General features: G+C 46.5%; 14 protein-coding genes. 10 read left to right on the top strand and 4 right to left on the bottom strand.

Translation table 11 applies throughout. The annotated features are described in order from the left end of the window. Positions 1–763: 763 nt before the first annotated feature. The 5 genes from QUB44_RS08585 (at position 764) to QUB44_RS08565 (ending at position 6,133) form a co-directional block, all read left to right on the top strand. Positions 764–1,954: a HEAT repeat domain-containing protein gene (locus QUB44_RS08585; protein ID WP_333365573.1), complete on the top strand. Its 1,191-nt coding sequence runs from the start codon at positions 764–766 to the stop codon at positions 1,952–1,954. A 99-nt stretch (positions 1,955–2,053) separates the two neighbouring features. Further along, entirely contained in the window at positions 2,054–3,130 is a 1,077-nt protein-coding gene (locus QUB44_RS08580) for a glycosyltransferase family 4 protein (RefSeq protein WP_333365570.1), read from the top strand. Positions 3,131–3,174: 44 nt separating this feature from the next. Next, positions 3,175–3,936: a type I methionyl aminopeptidase gene (gene map, locus QUB44_RS08575; RefSeq protein ID WP_190659689.1), complete on the top strand. Its 762-nt coding sequence runs from the start codon at positions 3,175–3,177 to the stop codon at positions 3,934–3,936. Positions 3,937–4,255: 319 nt separating this feature from the next. Then, on the top strand, positions 4,256–5,185 hold the full coding sequence (locus QUB44_RS08570; protein ID WP_333365566.1) for an LD-carboxypeptidase: 930 nt from the start codon (positions 4,256–4,258) through the stop codon (positions 5,183–5,185). Positions 5,186–5,350: 165 nt separating this feature from the next. Continuing rightward, positions 5,351–6,133, top strand: coding sequence for a hypothetical protein (locus tag QUB44_RS08565; protein ID WP_333167276.1), 783 nt, complete (start codon positions 5,351–5,353; stop codon positions 6,131–6,133). A gap of 906 nt (positions 6,134–7,039) precedes the next feature. Here QUB44_RS08565 and QUB44_RS08560 read toward each other — a convergent pair. Then, a complete protein-coding gene (locus QUB44_RS08560; protein WP_333365563.1) occupies positions 7,040–7,543 on the bottom strand; it encodes a YetF domain-containing protein in 504 nt (167 codons plus the stop codon). Positions 7,544–7,858: 315 nt separating this feature from the next. Here QUB44_RS08560 and hemE point away from each other — a divergent pair, with 315 nt between their 5' ends. The 4 genes from hemE (at position 7,859) to QUB44_RS08540 (ending at position 13,351) form a co-directional block, all read left to right on the top strand. Further along, entirely contained in the window at positions 7,859–8,923 is a 1,065-nt protein-coding gene (gene hemE, locus QUB44_RS08555; protein ID WP_333365560.1) for a uroporphyrinogen decarboxylase, read from the top strand. A gap of 295 nt (positions 8,924–9,218) precedes the next feature. Beyond that, positions 9,219–10,184, top strand: coding sequence for an NAD(P)-dependent oxidoreductase (locus QUB44_RS08550; RefSeq protein WP_333365557.1), 966 nt, complete (start codon positions 9,219–9,221; stop codon positions 10,182–10,184). Between the two features lie 373 nt (positions 10,185–10,557). Next, a complete protein-coding gene (locus tag QUB44_RS08545; protein ID WP_333365554.1) occupies positions 10,558–12,150 on the top strand; it encodes a DUF4070 domain-containing protein in 1,593 nt (530 codons plus the stop codon). Between the two features lie 304 nt (positions 12,151–12,454). Beyond that, the gene (locus QUB44_RS08540) at positions 12,455–13,351 is read left to right on the top strand and encodes a M48 family metalloprotease (RefSeq protein WP_333365551.1); all 897 of its coding nucleotides are present in this window, start codon (positions 12,455–12,457) and stop codon (positions 13,349–13,351) included. Positions 13,352–13,490: 139 nt separating this feature from the next. On the opposite strand, the gene QUB44_RS08535 is transcribed toward QUB44_RS08540, so the two are convergent. The 3 genes from QUB44_RS08535 to QUB44_RS08525 all read right to left on the bottom strand — a co-directional run bounded on the left by QUB44_RS08535 (position 13,491) and on the right by QUB44_RS08525 (position 14,412). Then, positions 13,491–13,874, bottom strand: a complete 384-nt coding sequence (locus tag QUB44_RS08535) for a type II toxin-antitoxin system VapC family toxin (RefSeq protein ID WP_333365548.1) — start codon at positions 13,872–13,874, stop codon at positions 13,491–13,493. Between the two features lies 1 nt (position 13,875). Next, positions 13,876–14,097, bottom strand: a complete 222-nt coding sequence (gene vapB, locus QUB44_RS08530) for a type II toxin-antitoxin system VapB family antitoxin (RefSeq protein WP_333365545.1) — start codon at positions 14,095–14,097, stop codon at positions 13,876–13,878. Between the two features lie 111 nt (positions 14,098–14,208). Continuing rightward, positions 14,209–14,412, bottom strand: a complete 204-nt coding sequence (locus QUB44_RS08525) for a hypothetical protein (protein WP_333365542.1) — start codon at positions 14,410–14,412, stop codon at positions 14,209–14,211. A 119-nt stretch (positions 14,413–14,531) separates the two neighbouring features. On the opposite strand from QUB44_RS08525, the gene QUB44_RS08520 reads away from it, so the two are divergent. After that, entirely contained in the window at positions 14,532–16,193 is a 1,662-nt protein-coding gene (locus QUB44_RS08520) for an NACHT domain-containing protein (RefSeq protein WP_333365538.1), read from the top strand. Positions 16,194–16,229 lie beyond the last annotated feature (36 nt).

Below are 16,229 nucleotides of genomic sequence, written 5' to 3'. Positions count from 1 at the left end.
TACTCGCTCTCACTATAGCTCCTAACTAAATCTGACCCTACTTTTACAAGATAGTATGATTTTTGGCGCTTGCTAACTGACTACAATATTTCCTAACGGTTATCTTAGTCGATCGCCCAAACACTTCTATCCGGCATAATTGTCCCCTTCAAATTAACATCGGTCAAATCAGCGCTCTCTTTCTTACAGCATTTTTGGTAAATAAAACTGGTTTGTGAGCGTCGAGAGTGCATCCTGGAATGTACGGAAAATATGCGGTTTAGCAGTGAAGAATTAACGAAAAAACCGAGTTTCTCGTTACCAGTGCCAATTCCCCTGTCCCACTTGGGCCCAAATTCACACAAAAACGATCCACCTGCAGGCTCGGAAGCTTGTTAAACTTTTGGTCATGCCACGCTATTAGTAAGAAATCGACAGCTAGCCACGATCGTCTGCTAGCGCCCCCCCAGCGCAGTGCTGCGGGGCCTGCATTGCACACTGCACGTAGGTGAGATGAGCTGCAATCAACTTTCGGGATGCCGCTGCTAAAGTCGTAGCCGCCGATGTAGTGGTTCGTTTTAAACTAATTATTTAAAGGAGTTGCACGTCAATGACACAATTGTGCTTATAAGATCTGGCTCAGTGCCCTCTCAAACCAGGGTTTTTCGCTAGTCTGGTGGTATTTGTAAGTTAGTTAAGCCCATAGCAGCTAGGATCGAGCTAACTCAAGGTTAAACTAAAGCTCGTCATGCGGCGTTGCCTCTCAAAACCCGGATTGAGTCTTATGGCGCATTACCGCTCCTGTGTATGTTTGTTCACCTGCATTGCCTGTCTGGGCGCTGTGTTCAGTCCAAGTGCCGACGGAGGGCACCAGGTACTCAATGCCTCTGCGCGTGCTGTTTCCCAAGAAATTGCTCAGGCAAACTCTCCCCCGGACGATCGCCAGGATTCCAAGCCTCCAAAACCGTCTCCAGCGGCCGATAAAAACAAATCTCAGCCGTCCAAAACGTCCAAATCTAATTCTAAGATCCCGAAATCGGTATCCAATTTGATCGTCATCTTGTCTCGTCAGCGGGGGTTCTTAATGTTGGGTTTGGCAGCAGTTGTCGTTACGGCAGCGGCAGTATTTATCATGCTCAAATTAGTTAGCAGTGACGAGTCAAATTATCCTAAGCGAAGACGGGGAAGATTAGAGCGCCACAACCAAAAAAACTCTCAATTTACTAATCCCGATTCTCCTACAAACTCGCACGCAATTACACAGCAAGAGGGTTCTTTTGGGCTATCAAAACCGCTGTCAGCCTTTCCTTACCCTTTGGATTTGCCAAAAGACAACAGTCTCGACAGCAGCGATCGACCTTTTAGCAAGGAATCCGGGGAACCAGAATCCGAGGATGCAGCAGTCGAGGGCGATCAAATTAATTCCGACACCTCGCCCTTGGAAACTCACAGCAATGGGTACAGCAATACAGGTTTCAACATTCCCGAAACAACTAATCAAGGCGATTCCCTAGCGAAGAAGAAAGGTATTGCCCTTCCCGAAACGGATGGTAGACCTAAAGTTGATATTATTGAAGCACTGATTGAAGATTTGCAGCAGCTAAATCCCGCAAAGAGGGGCAAAGCAATTTGGGAACTAGGCCAGCGGGGAGATTCCAGAGCAGTTGAGCCGTTGCTCGATTTGCTACCAAATTCCGACTCGAAGCAGTACAGTTTAATTTTGGCAAGTCTCTCGGAAATTGGCATTCGCACGCTCAAACCCATGAATAATGCCTGGTCAATTTCCCTGCAAAATGAAAATCCCGAAGTGCGTAAAAATGCAATTCGCGACTTAACGCGGGTTTACGAATTGGTGAATCAAATCAGTTACTTGTTGCACCGTGCGACGGACGATCCCGATCCAGAAGTTCAGGAAACTGCTCGCTGGGCAATCAATCAGTTGAACCGCCTCCGTCCGCGTTCTGGGATGGATTGATAAGTTTAGCAATTTTAAAGTTATTTTAGTTTTAGATTTTAGAGGGGAGAATTTATAAGTTAGATTATGTTAGAATTAGTGACTAATGACTAATGACTAATGACTACTAACTATTTGAAAATATTGTTGCTCTCAACTTCGGTCGGTCAACTCGGTTCGGGTTTGGGCGGCGGAGTCGAACTTACAGTCCTTAACATCGCTAAAGAATTGCACCGCCGAGGTCATAAAATAGCAGTGGTAGGGCCGATAGGTTCAGTCTTAGAATCAATTCCTGTAATCGAAATAATGGGCGATTTGCAAGTAACCGCCCAAACACAAGATTACAATGATCCTATTGTGATGCCCGCAGATTCGGTGCTGGCGAATATGTGGGAATATGCTCGCCAAGTTCAGGATGAATGGGATGTCATTGTTAATTTTGCCTACGATTGGCTGCCGTTTTATTTGACACCATTTTTTAGGACTCCGATCGCACATTTGATCAGCATGGGATCCCTTTCTGCAGCCCTCGATCGCATCGCCGGACAAACCGCCCTCAAGTTTCCTGGTACGATCGGAGTTCACACCGCTTCTCAAGCCAAAACATTCGCCTTTGCCGATGAATGTCAGTTGTTGGGAAATGGCATAGATTTATCCCTGTACAAATTTTGCGACAAACCGCAGTCTAAATTAGCTTGGCTAGGCCGCATCGCCCCGGAAAAAGGCTTAGAAGATGCAGTAGCAGCAGCGAAAATTACAGGCATTCCCCTGAAAATTATGGGCAAAATGCAAGATGAGGATTATTGGCAAAAAATTTGTGCTGATTACCCGGATGCTCCGGTAGAATATTTAGGGTTTCTGACAACAACTCAAATGCAAGAGCAAGTCCGAGAGTGTCAAGCATTGTTGATGACACCACGTTGGGTGGAAGCTTTCGGAAATGTCGCGATCGAGGCTTTAGCGTGCGGTGTGCCTGTGATTGCTTACGAGCGCGGGGGGCCGGCGGAAATTGTTAGAGACGGACTGACGGGCTTTTTAGTGGCTCCTGATAGTGTAAATGGGTTGGTAGGTGCGATCGCCCGCTTAGACCAAATTGACCGCAGCGCTTGCAGGCGACAAGCAGAGGTAGAATATTCTTTAGCAGCTTTGGGCGATCGTTGTGAACACTGGTTCAAATCTATTCTCAAATTGAGTTAAATAAACTCTTAAGCGACCAGAAAAAAAGGAAACAGAAAAAAACTATGGCAACCGAACGTTTAGTGCTTTTATCCAGTAGAGAAATCGAAAAAATGCGCCAAGCAGGCCGTTTAGCTGCCGAACTTCTGCTACATCTCGAACCAATGGTTAAACCGGGTGTAAGCACTTTAGAAATTAACGACGAAGCCGAACGTTGGACTTTGGCACATGGAGCCAAAAGCGCTCCGCTAGGCTATAAAGGATTTCCCAAATCTCTGTGTGCAAGCGTCAATGAAGTAGTCTGTCACGGCATCCCCAATGCGAAACAAATTCTTAAAGAAGGGGATATTATTAATATTGATGTAACGCCTTTAGTTGATGGTTATCATGGCGATACTTCCAAGACTTTTTTTGTCGGGAAACCTTCACCGGTAGCGAAAAAGTTAGTTGAAGTAACCGAGGAATGTTTAAGAAGAGGAATTGCGGAAGTCAAACCGGGTGCTCGTACCGGTGACATCGGTGCAGCGATTCAAGAATATGCTGAAGCACAGGGCTTTTCGGTAGTGCGAAATTTTGCGGGACACGGGATTCACCGAGTCTTTCACACTGAACCGGAAATTCTGCACTACGGCAAGCGGGGCACGGGAAAGAAGCTCAGACAAGGCATGGTTTTTACGATCGAGCCGATGATTAATGAGGGTACTTGGGAAGTGGAAATTCTCGCCGATGGTTGGACATCTATCACTAAGGATGGAAAGCTTTCGGCTCAATTCGAGCACACTCTGGCTGTGACTGATTCTGGGGTAGAAATTCTAACTTTGCCGTAGCAATCATTAACAAATAATCTCAAAAACTCACTCCTAAATCAATAATCAACCAGATCCGGTAGGGGCGGGTTTTACAGACAATATCTAACGATAATCAACAATCTAGATAAACCCGCCCCGCCACAACCGATAACCCAAATCAACCTGAAATTTGCATCGAATCCGAAAATGTAGGTTTGTGTTTATGGGTGGGTGGGGGCGGGTTTTCGAGATAGTCTGTTTTAGTCATAAATTGTCTGTAAAACCCGCCCCTATAGAATTACGCTCGATTCACCAAACACGATATAACTAATAACTAATAACTAATAACTAATAACAAATGACTGACCTAAAATTTCTGCAACCAGGAGATTTGCTCAAAGTAATTGCCCCTAGTGGCACTTTGCGAGAATCAACCAACTTTGAAAAGGGTGTAGAAATTTGGAAATCTCGCGGCTATCGAGTTGAATTAACACCGGGTTTTGACGATCGCTGGGGCTATTTGGCAGGTTCCGATGAAAACCGCGTCCGACAGCTAGCAGAGGCCCTCAATGACCCGGATTGTCGCGGTATTCTGTGTGTTCGTGGCGGTTTCGGCAGCACTCGACTTTTGGAAAAAGGAAATGTGGGAAAGGCGGAAAATTCCCAATTTCCAACTCCTGATTCCCATTCGCCGAAATGGTTAATCGGCTTTTCAGATATTACTGCTTTGCTGTGGAATCAGGCTAAATTGGGTGTTTGGGGCGTTCACGGGCCGATGCTGACAACTTTGGCGGATGAACCGGATTGGTCTGTCGATCGACTTTTTGACTGCATAGAAGGTCGTCCCTTACAATCTTTGCAAGGTAAAGGATGGGGCAGCGGAAAAGCTACCGGGCGGCTGTTTCCGGCGAATCTGACGGTTGCTTCTCATTTGCTCGGAACCCCGTATCAACCGGATTTGACCGGGGTTATTCTCGCATTTGAGGATGTTTCCGAGGCTCCTTACAGGGTCGATCGAATGTTGACTTTGTGGCGGATGGCGGGAGCTTTCGCTGGGGTGCGGGGCATTGCTTTGGGGCGCTTCAGTCGCTGCGAGATTGAGCCGAGTATTCCCAGTTTTAGCATTGAAGAGGTTTTGCGCGATCGGCTGGGGGATTTGAATATTCCGATTGTCTCGGATTTGCCCTTCGGGCACGAGGGAGTTAACGCTGCTTTACCGATGGGAATTATGGCGAGTCTCGACGCTGAATCGGGGTTGCTGATTTGTGGCGATCGATCGCAACTTTAGATTAGGGATCAACGTCTATAACTTTAACATGAGATTTTGCACCAGCTAAATAGCCGGGTTGGGTGAGGTTGACACGGTTGGCAGAAATTACATTTAAAATGGATTGTGTATGCAAATGTCGGCACAAAAAAAGCAAAAAGATTTTAAAATTTTCGAGAGGTTGATATGAGAACTCACAACTTGTTAAACAGTATTGCTGCCGCTGTGCTAGTTGCAGGATTGGCACTCACTGGCATTTCGTCTAGTGCAGTTGGCGAACAGATACAGAATAACGATCGCATTGACGGAGTAATTCGCCGTACTTCTCCGATCTACCGTTTTCGGAATATGTGGACACCCGGCTCTCCGACGGAAGAATTGCGTGGCCAAGAATACACATTCAACGCTCGGGAAGGCGATAACATTGAAGTGTTTTTAGATACAGATAGAAGTCGCGGTTTTACTCCCGTGATGGTGCTGTTTTACGGGAACAACAAACAAGTCGCTTTTACGCAAGACCGCTCTTTTAATTATCAAATTCCCCGTAGTGGCGATTATAAACTGTTAGTGTTAGCAAAAGATGCTGCCAGGGGCGGTAGCTACACGCTGGAAGTTTCGGGAATTGATGGGGGCGACAGACGATCTCGCAATTCGCGGGACGATTGGTATACGAGGCGAGATAACGATCGAAATGACGGTCAATATGACAGAGCACAGCTTCTGCAAGATGATTTTGACTTGCGGTCTGTTGATTGTCGCGAGAGACGTTCTATGGTGAGAGTAAGGTTTGACGATGGAAATCAAGACTCGACTTACTGCGCTGTCCCGACTAGAAGGTTTCCGGCGGGAGATTATTACTACAATTCGCGGACTAGAGATTTAGATTCGGCGAGGCGGAATGATAATAGATTCGATGCGGGCCCAGATCAATGTCGGGTAGTGGTGGGCGGAGTCTGCGTGACTAGGTAAGTTGTTTCTTCTCAATGCGAGGACTATTTCTTGTCATTGCGAAGACTGTTTCTTGTCATTGCGAGGAACGAAGCAATCGCAGGATTTGTGCTTCATCGGTTCTATATTTTGGACTATAGCGCGGGTTCATCAACCCGGTTTCTTGGTAGAAATCGGGTTTCTTTGCCTCGCTAGTGTCCATTCAATTAGTTTCCTCAGCGAGTGGAGAGTATGTTCGTGGTGCCTCTGGATCATGTCCAGAGGCATCAATCCTGTTAGCACTATCCTGGTGAACAAGGAGATGATATGGTAGTCAAGTGCTTAGGTTTGTTTGTAGGTATAATCCTTGGCTTGTACCTTGCGTACTGGTTAAAGGTACGCCTGAATATCAATTTAAATGTAGCAGGAAATGAACACTTCCCCTCCTTCATCGAAAGGAAGTCTCATGGGTTGGTTAAGTGTAGGTGGTTCCCCAACAGCCATCACTGTAAGTAGATAATGTTTCCATTCAATTAGTTTCCCCAGCGAGTGGGGAGTCTGTAGAGTAACACCTATACCACGCTCCATGAGGTGGTTTCCATTCAATTAGTTTCCCCAGCGAGTGGGGAGTGATAATTTCGATGCTTCTACAATGGAAGCAGTCAGTTTCCATTCAATTAGTTTCCCCAGCGAGTGGGGAGTGAAGCTCTCAATCTTTTTGGAGAAGATACTGTGCTGTTAGTTTCCATTAAATTAGTTTCCCCAGCGAGTGGGGAGACCTCCATCAGACACCCTATACAGCGCAAGATGTCCAGAGACCATTTGCGAGGGTTCCCAAAATATCCGTCAAAACTCCTTCAACCCCGAAAAAAAAAATCGCTGAAACCCTTGCCCAGCAATGCTGCGAGGGCATCGATGAAATACCGTCGTTCCAGCGATTTTTCATTCCTAAGCTACATCTTGGAGAGCCGATCGCGAATTGTTCGGAGATTTTTTGATAACGCTCATGCTGCCGTCGGTTTCTAGCACGACTGCTTCGATTTCTTCGATCGACGCGCTGCCCGTCCCCCGAATCGCCGCCCGAATTTCCGATTCACCCACGCGCTGCTGCCGCATCGCCACAGGCAGAAATTGGCCTTGGCTGAGCAGCATAGTAGGTTCGGCTTTGATGAGATTTTTTACCCACTTTACCCGCACCGCAAGCCACGTGACGATGAATTGCAGCCCGATGAGTAAGCCGAGTCCGAAAACGCCCTCGACCAACGAAACGTCTTTTGACATGATGACAGTCGCCAGCGTCGAACCAAGCGCGATGGTAACGATGAAATCGAAGGCATTCCACTTCGACAGAGTTCGCTTGCCGGAAACTAGCAGCAAAAAAATCAGCGCGGCGTAAGCGGAAACGCCGATCGTCAAAATCCGAATTATTTCAAACCAATTGTCAAAAAACATATTTTTATCTCGCCGTGCTGATTTTGGGCGCTTTGCTGCTGCGCCAGTGCTAGATGCTTCGTCTGCTTGAGGTCGCGGTCGCGGCTTCTGTTAGTTTGCATTGTCATTGTAGCAGAAGGGTGGATGTGAAAATTCCCTATTAACAAGAGTTTCAGCTATTAAGAATTCCTTGACCGTGCCAGAAGGTTGCTATCGAACTCAGCCACTCCCCTGATCTCCCTCCCCGCTGACAGATGAATTTTTTGTCAAAAAGGACGATCGCACAGTGGTAAGCTACCAAAGGCATTAAAATACCTAAATCAGAGAAAAGTTAAGATGTCAGCATTAAATGAAGTTCCCTTGTTGTTGCGGGCAGCCCGCGGCGAAACCCTAGACCGCCCGCCCGTGTGGATGATGCGTCAAGCCGGCCGCTACATGAAGGCTTATCGAGATTTGCGAGAAAAGTATCCCTCGTTTCGCGAACGTTCCGAAATTCCCGAAGTTGCGATCGAAGTTTCCCTCCAGCCGTGGCGCGCATTTCAACCCGACGGCGTAATTCTGTTTTCCGATATTGTCACCCCCATGCCCGGTTTGGGCATCGACATGGACATCGCCGAAGGCAAAGGCCCGATTATCCACTCACCCATTCGCACTCAGCAGCAAATCGACAACCTGCAACCGCTGAACCCGGAAGAAAGCTTGCCGTTTATCAAAACTATCCTGAAATCCCTGCGCCAGGAAGTCGGCAACAAATCCACCGTGCTCGGCTTTGTGGGCGCGCCGTGGACGCTGGCGGCCTATGCGGTTGAGGGCAAAGGTTCTAAGGATTATGCCATCATCAAAAACATGGCATTTTCCGATCCAACTTTACTGCATCAGTTGCTGTCGAAATTCGCAGATGCGATCGCCGTTTACGTGCGCTATCAAATCGACTGCGGCGCGCAAGTAGTGCAAATGTTCGACTCCTGGGCCGGCCAACTGTCCCCGCAGGACTACGACACTTTCGCTTTACCCTACCAGAAACAGGTGTTCGAGCAAGTCAAAAAAACCCATCCCGACACCCCGCTAATTTTGTTAGTCACCGGTAGTGCGGGCCTCCTCGAACGCATGACAACATCCGGCGCGGATATCATCAGCGTCGATTGGACAGTGGATATGGCAGACGCGCGCCGACGTTTGGGCCCCAATATGAACGTTCAAGGAAATCTCGATCCGGGCGTGTTGTTTGGTTCTCAACCGTTTATTCGCGATCGAATTCTTGATACAATTCGCAAAGCTGGTCATCGCGGACACATCCTCAATTTGGGACACGGCGTATTACCGGGAACTCCCGAAGACAACGTGCGTTTCTTCTTTGAAACCGCAAAACAAGCCGACAAATTGCTTGCAGTTGCTGCTTGAAATTGATTGCGAACTGGTTTTAACTGGTTCCCAGGTTCTGCCTGGTGAACCCATATCTAGAGGCTCTGCCTCGCGTAAAATGGAGGCAGAGCCTCCTGATATGCCTTACCAGGTCAGAGCCTGGTAACGAGTAACAACCCCTGACAAATCTCGCTTATAACCGAGTATAGATCCCCCTAAATCCCCCTTAAGAAGTGAGAATTTGACAATAATCTTGTCCCCCCCTTAAGAAGGGGGGCGAGGGGGGATCTTAGCCTCAGCATCAAGTCAAAAAACCCTCTTCCCCTGCGGCAAAATGAACTCTAAAAAAATTTTTGTGACGGGTGCAAGTGGCTGTATCGGTCACTACATGGCCGAAACTTTGATTCAAGAAACAAACCACGAACTTTACTTATTAGTTCGCAACCCAGAAAAATTAAAATTTGACTGGAAAGCCCGCCCCGGCATCCATATATTAAAAGGCGATATGCGAGATATCGATCAACACGCCGAAATTCTCCAAACAATAAATGTAGCAATTGTAGCCGCTACTGCTTGGGGAGGAGCTCAAGAAGTTTTTGATGTTAACGTAACCAAAACTCTCCGGCTAATTCAACTACTTTCGCCACAGACTTGCCAACAAGTAATTTATTTTTCAACGGCTAGCATTCTCGGTCGAGACAACAATTTGCTCAAAGAAGCAGGAGAACTGGGGACAGATTATATTAGTTCAAAATACAACTGCATGGTGCATCTGTCAGCTTTGACAAATGTGCCTCCAATTACGGCACTTTACCCGACATTAGTATTGGGAGGAGACGCAGAAAAACCAGTTTCTCACTTGTCATCTGGTCTGCCACTTGTTGCTAAATGGATTGGTTTGATTCGCTGGTTTAAGGCAGATGGAAGTTTTCACTTCATCCACGGCGCAGATATTGCTAAAGTAGTTAATTATTTAGTTGAACATCCGCCGGCTTCCGAGGAACCGCGACATTTTGTGCTAGGAAATCCGGCGATTACAGCTAACGAAGTGGTAGAACAAGCTTGCCAGTATTTGAATAAAAAGATATTTTTTCGGATTACTCTGTCACCTTGGCTGGCAGATTTCTTTATTTGGCTGTTCCGAATTCAGGTGGCTGCTTGGGATAGATTTTGCATCAGCTACCGCCATTTTACCTATCAAAATCTTGTGAATCCCGAAACCATAGGAATGCCGAGTTACTGCGGCACAGTGGCCGATATGTTAAGAACTAGCGGGATTCCCGGCAAAGATTCAAATTAGGCGAGAAGGAAGAGATCAAGCGTGAAGAAGGAATGTGCACCAAACGAGTAATGTAGGGTGATTCGCGCGAACCAAACGACTAATTTACTGTTTCAAGTTCTTTTTTGCCTTAATCCCATGCTTTTTAAATGCGATTATCGTCAATTAAGGGTCAAATACGATAAGATATCAGCATTTGCAAACTTTAACAGGGAACTGCAAGCTAAAAATTGCGCTGACGATCTTTGTCTTAGGGGGTCTAACCCCTCGCCAGATATTTGATCGAGTGCAAGATCGTAATTTTAGCCTTAACATTAAGTCTTGAGAGTCGATCGAACTCTCAAACACGCCAGCCCGATCGCAAGTTGTTTACTGATGTGAGGTTTAACATATAATGCGAGTTCTTCTAGTTTACCCGCTGTTTCCGAAAACATTTTGGTCTTACGAGAAAATCCTAGAATTAGTCGATCGTAAAGTGCTGCTGCCACCGCTGGGTTTGGTAACGGTAGCAGCTATTTTACCCCAAGAATGGGAATTTAAGTTAGTCGATCGCAATATCAGACAAATCACCGAAGCAGAATGGGAATGGGCAGAGCTCGTTATTCTCTCCGCAATGATTGTCCAAAAAGAAGATTTGCTAGACATAATTCGCGAAGCAAAACGGCGCGGTAAATCCGTAGCTTGTGGCGGTCCTTACCCGACATCCGTACCCGAAGAACCTCAAGCAGCGGGCATAGATTACCTGATTCTCGACGAAGGCGAAATCACCTTGCCGATGTTTGTCGAAGCAATAGGGCGCGGCGAAAAAAGCGGAATGTATCGATCGGACGGCGTAAAACCCGATGTTACCACAACCCCAGTTCCCCGCTTCGACTTGCTGGAATTAGACGCCTACGACTCAATGTCAATTCAATTTTCCCGAGGCTGTCCTTTCCAGTGCGAATTCTGCGATATCATCGTCCTCTACGGCCGCAAACCCCGCACCAAAAACCCCCAACAATTGATAGCAGAATTAGACTGTCTCTACAACTTGGGCTGGCGGCGCGGCGTGTTCATGGTAGACGACAACTTTATCGGTAACAAACGGAGTGTCAAACTGTTGCTAAAAGACTTAAAAGTCTGGCAAGAAGAACACAAATTCCCGTTTACTTTCAACACAGAAGCATCCATCGATTTAGCCCAAGACCAAGAATTGATGGAGATGATGGTAGCTTGCAATTTCAATGCAGTATTTCTAGGAATTGAAACCCCTGATGAAGAAAGCTTGCAAATGACCAAAAAATTCCAAAATACCCGCAATTCCTTGATAGAATCGGTAGAGTTGATTGCGAAAACTGGTTTGCGAGTAATGGCCGGATTTATCATCGGATTCGACGGCGAAAAACCCGGTGCAGGTCAGCGCATTGTCAACTTTGCCGAAGCAGCAGCCATTCCGAGCACAACCTTTGGAATGCTGCAAGCTTTGCCACACACTGCGTTGTCCCACAGATTAGCAAAAGAAGGGCGGTTGCGCGACAAATCTGGCAACCTCAATCAGACTACTTTAATGAACTTTATCCCGACGCGGCCTCTCGAAGATATTGCCCGCGAATATGTCGAGGCATTCTGCGAAGTGTACGATGCTGAGAAATATTTAGACCGGACGTATCGCCACTTCTTAATGTTAGGCGCGCCTACCGCAAAGATACCCGCTAGAGTTCCGAGTTTGATCGATTTGCGAGCACTGTTAACTGTGGTTTGGCGGCAAGGAGTTAAGCGCAGCACTCGCTGGAAGTTCTGGCATCATTTGTTCAGCATTTTCAAGCGGAATCCGGCGGTTTGGGATCACTATTTAACAGTGTGCGCTCACAACGAGCATTTTCTGGAATACCGTCAAATTGTGCGGGATGAAATTGAAGCTCAATTAGCTGACTTTTTGGCTAATGAGTCTCAGACAGTATATCAACAACCTGTTGCTGTTGAGGAAAAGCAAGTGCAAGCGGTTTAGGGTTGGAGAATTCAACCGCAGATAAACGCAGATAAACGCAGATGAATTTAAGATTGTCTGCGTTTATTTTGTTTTTAATCTGGTTTCCAGGTTCAGGCTGGAAATGTCATATCCTGCGGCTATGCGGCCTCTTGAGAGCAGGCGAGAGAGTCTCCCGACGCATTCCCAGTTTCTGACTGAAAAGGTGAAATACTACTATTGGCGGCAGCAGTTATTTCGGCAGATAGAGGCGCGATCGCCCCCAAGTATGGAAATCTAATAACAAGCTCAAAAATATCAAAATATCGATCGCCCTCAACCCGCCATGCTAGGAACAAATCAACTCAGGACTGCAGCTCTTTTAGGACTCTTAAGCGGCCTTCTAGTTTTAGGAAGTTATTACTTAATCGGCAACGAGCAAGGACTTTACATCGGTTTAGCGCTAGCCGCCTTCTCAAGTTTTAGCTCTTGGTACTATTCCGACACGGCCGCTTTAATGGCTTACCGCGCTCGCCCCATCGCCCGTAGCGAAGCACCAGAAATCTACGATATGGTAGCATCGCTGAGTGAAAAAGCCCAAATTCCCGTACCGAAAATCTTTGTAGTTCCCACTCAATCTCCGAACGCATTCGCCACAGGAAGAGACCCGGAACACGCGACAATAGCAGTTACCGAAGGCATCATGAATCTGCTTTCCCGCGACGAATTGGAAGGCGTTATAGCGCACGAACTCACGCACATCCGCAACCGCGACACCCTCACTCAAGCAGTTGCAGGAACAATTGCCGGTGCAATTACATTTGTCGGGCGAATTCTGACTTTTGGAGCGCTTTACGGCCCGGTGACGCGGGATAGCAGACAAGGCGCGAATCCGTTTGGTTTGCTATTTTTAATCATTTTAGCACCGCTATCAGCAACGGTAATTCAATTGGCGATTTCTAGAACCAGGGAATTTGCAGCCGACAGCGGTGCGGTGGAAATTACCAATAACCCGATCGGTTTAGCAAACGCGCTGCAAAAATTGGAGAAACTCGGTCATGAAATTCCGATGCACGGCAATCCTGCGATGTCGCCGCTGCTGATTGTGAATCCTTTTTCGACTAAAGGTTTGCAGTCTCTTTTCCGCACTCACCCGCCGACAGAGGAGCGGATTCAGCGCCTTTTGGAAATCGCGCAGCAGCAGCAAGGTTCTCCAGTGATGGCTTACGTCAGCGGAAGTTAATCAGTCGAAAATGCAGAAACAATATTTAGAAACCCGGTGTTTTGAAGCAGCCGGGTTTCTGTATGTTTATAGCGATAGCTTTATGGAGCGACTAATTAGATAGGTAGGGGCGATCGCTAGTATAAAACTTTTGCCTTCTTCATGACCAAACTCGCTGAATTGGATAAGCATCAAAAGCCTCATCGCGACTAATCAAAACCAGCGAATGATTCATTGTCTGTGCTACCAGAATGCGATCGAAGGGATCTCGATGATGCAGAGGAAGGCTTGCGTAAAAGTCAGTGTCTTCAAGTGTAATTGGTAGAATTTGAGCGTTAATGTATTGCAATTCCTTCGGTAGGTCTTCAAATGGTCGATTCAGTTGAAGCTTACCGACATTAATTTTAATAGAGATTTCCCACAGGCTGGCAATACTAAAATATAAATCTGTTTTAGTATCGATCGCTTCTTTTGCTTTACTACCTAGATTGGAATCGCCAAGCAAATACCACAGAAAGGCATGAGTATCTAAAAGAGATTCCATGTTACATATATTCCTTTAAATCTTCCAGCGGTTCATCGAAATCATCAGACATAACGATCTGACCGGCCCAACTACCATAACCATGAGGTTGTTCAATTTGTTCGGGAGATGATTCTGTTTTGGCGTGTTTTTCAAGTAGATATTTTGCATAATGCAATATCTCTTGTTTGAGAGATTCTGGCATCTTGAGGACAGTTTGAAAAATCTGTAGCTCGATAGTCATGATTTCTGTACAATTTTTACTGTGTCATATTCACCAATTATACTGTAATGGCAGTCAGAAGGTATTTGGTGCGAAGGGAGAGCGCTCTGTGATTGCTCTCCCTTAATACGATTACTTGCGATCGCACAAACGCGGGTTTGTCTGTTTGCCCTGGTCTGTTTCAGTCGGCTCATCTTTCTGCAACGCTGTCAGGATTTGAAAGCACAGCTTGAGCAAAAACAGTAATCCGCCTGCAGTTGGATCGCACAAAGTTGCAAAGCCAACCACCGCAAACTCGATTACTTTGAGCCATTTCTTTTTGTTGAATTTAGACATTAGGAGAACCTTTTTTAATGCTTAAATCCATTGCAGCAACTGGATTTCAGAGTTAGTTAAGCTGACTTAGCTGACTTGCGCTGATTTAGCCTGACATAGGGAAAAAAAGTAGCTATACTATGCCTGTAGCCTTCACTGACTCGCCTGCAATGCCATTTCCTAATGACTTTTTGACCGAAATCGGTAATGAAAAAAATCTCACCGATAAGCAGAGAGATGTTTTTGTGCTGCTATTTGGTGAAGATAAAGATAAAGTCCAAATCGCGAATAAGCTTGGGACAACTGACACGGTTATTAGTACCCGACTAACTGAGATCTACAAAAAGTTTGGAATTAATGATTCTGGCCCTGTTAAGGAAAAGCAGTTACGGCGTTATTTGGAGAAGTGCCAGAAACGTCAACCACCGAGTTCACTCTCCGATCTGCCTGCCGAGAGCAAGAAAGATGACATTGATGCGTTAGTTCAGCAAGTACGATCGCGCTTTCACGATGACATCCAACGATTGCACGGCACCATGCCGCTTTGGGGTGTTGATCGTTGGGTGCCTTTGGGTGACTTGTTTGTGGATGTCAATATTCTGGAGGAACTGAGTAGTAGTCGTAAATCGGAACTAGATGACTTATGGCAGGATTTTAGCAACAATCCCAGTCATCGCAGTTTAGATCGCATTGGCTTGGGCATGGAACGGCAACGGGTGTCAGGCTTAGAGCTGCTGGCGAAGAATACAAACCTAATGGTGGTGGGCAAACCGGGTTCGGGGAAAACTACGTATTTGCAGCGAGTGGCGACGGAGTGCAATGCAGGAAAGTTACAAGCGTACCGGATTCCTGTTTTGATTAGGCTGCGGGATTTTGTGAGGGATGGACGTGAGGTAGTCTATGCGCTGAAGCCTTATCTAGAGAAGTGTTGGCAATTATCAGATGCAGAAACCTTACTCAAGCAAGGTCGGGTGTTGGTTCTGCTGGATGGGTTGGATGAGTTGACCGGAGAGGATGGAAAGAAGATCACCGAGGAAATTAAGAAGTTGGCTCGTGACTATCCGCAGGTGCAAGTAATTGTGACGTGTCGAACGCAGAGTTTTACAGGGGAAATGGACTGGAAATCTCTAAACTTTGAGTTTGTGGAAGTGGCGGATTTTAATGAAGGCCAGGTGCGATCGTTTGCAGAGCATTGGTTTATGACGGTGATGGGAAATGAGTTGGCGGGAGTGGCGAGGGCGGGGAAGTTTCTGGAACAGCTCTTTTTGGAGTCGAATAAGCCGGTTCGGGAGTTAGCAATTACGCCGATTTTGCTGAGTTTAACCTGTGTGGTTTTTCACTCCACTGAGAAGTTTTACTCGAAACGTTCCAAGCTGTATGAAGAGGGTTTGGAGTTGCTACTGGAGCAGTGGGACAAGTCGCGGGAGATTGAGCGAGATGAGATTTATCGAGATTTGTCGGTGGAGCGAAAGTTGGAGTTATTGAGCTATCTGGCAGTGAAGAAGTTTGAGCAGACGCAGTATGTGTTATTTGAGCAGACGGAGATTGAGGGATATATTGCGGAGTTTTTAGGGATTGGCCACCGAGATAGTCGGACAGTGTTGAGGGCAATGGAAGCACAGCATGGGTTGTTAATTGAGCGAAGTCAGAAGGTTTGGTCATTTTCACACCTGACATTTCAAGAGTATTTGGTAGCCAAAGCAATGATTAATAGTCCTGATTTTCCTAACATAAGAACTATAAAGAGCAGTGTTTTGCAGTCAGGGCTATTTCATTCTAAACAGCTTCTTCAAAACGTCTAGACCATAGCCCGCGAGCCGTTGTGCCTGTGCCATATT

Source organism: Microcoleus sp. AT3-D2 (genome assembly GCF_036705715.1).
In the GTDB taxonomy this organism is placed as follows: domain Bacteria; phylum Cyanobacteriota; class Cyanobacteriia; order Cyanobacteriales; family Microcoleaceae; genus Microcoleus.
The sequence above is the reverse complement of the archived record's forward strand: the minus strand, read 5'-3'. Positions and strand labels throughout refer to the sequence as shown.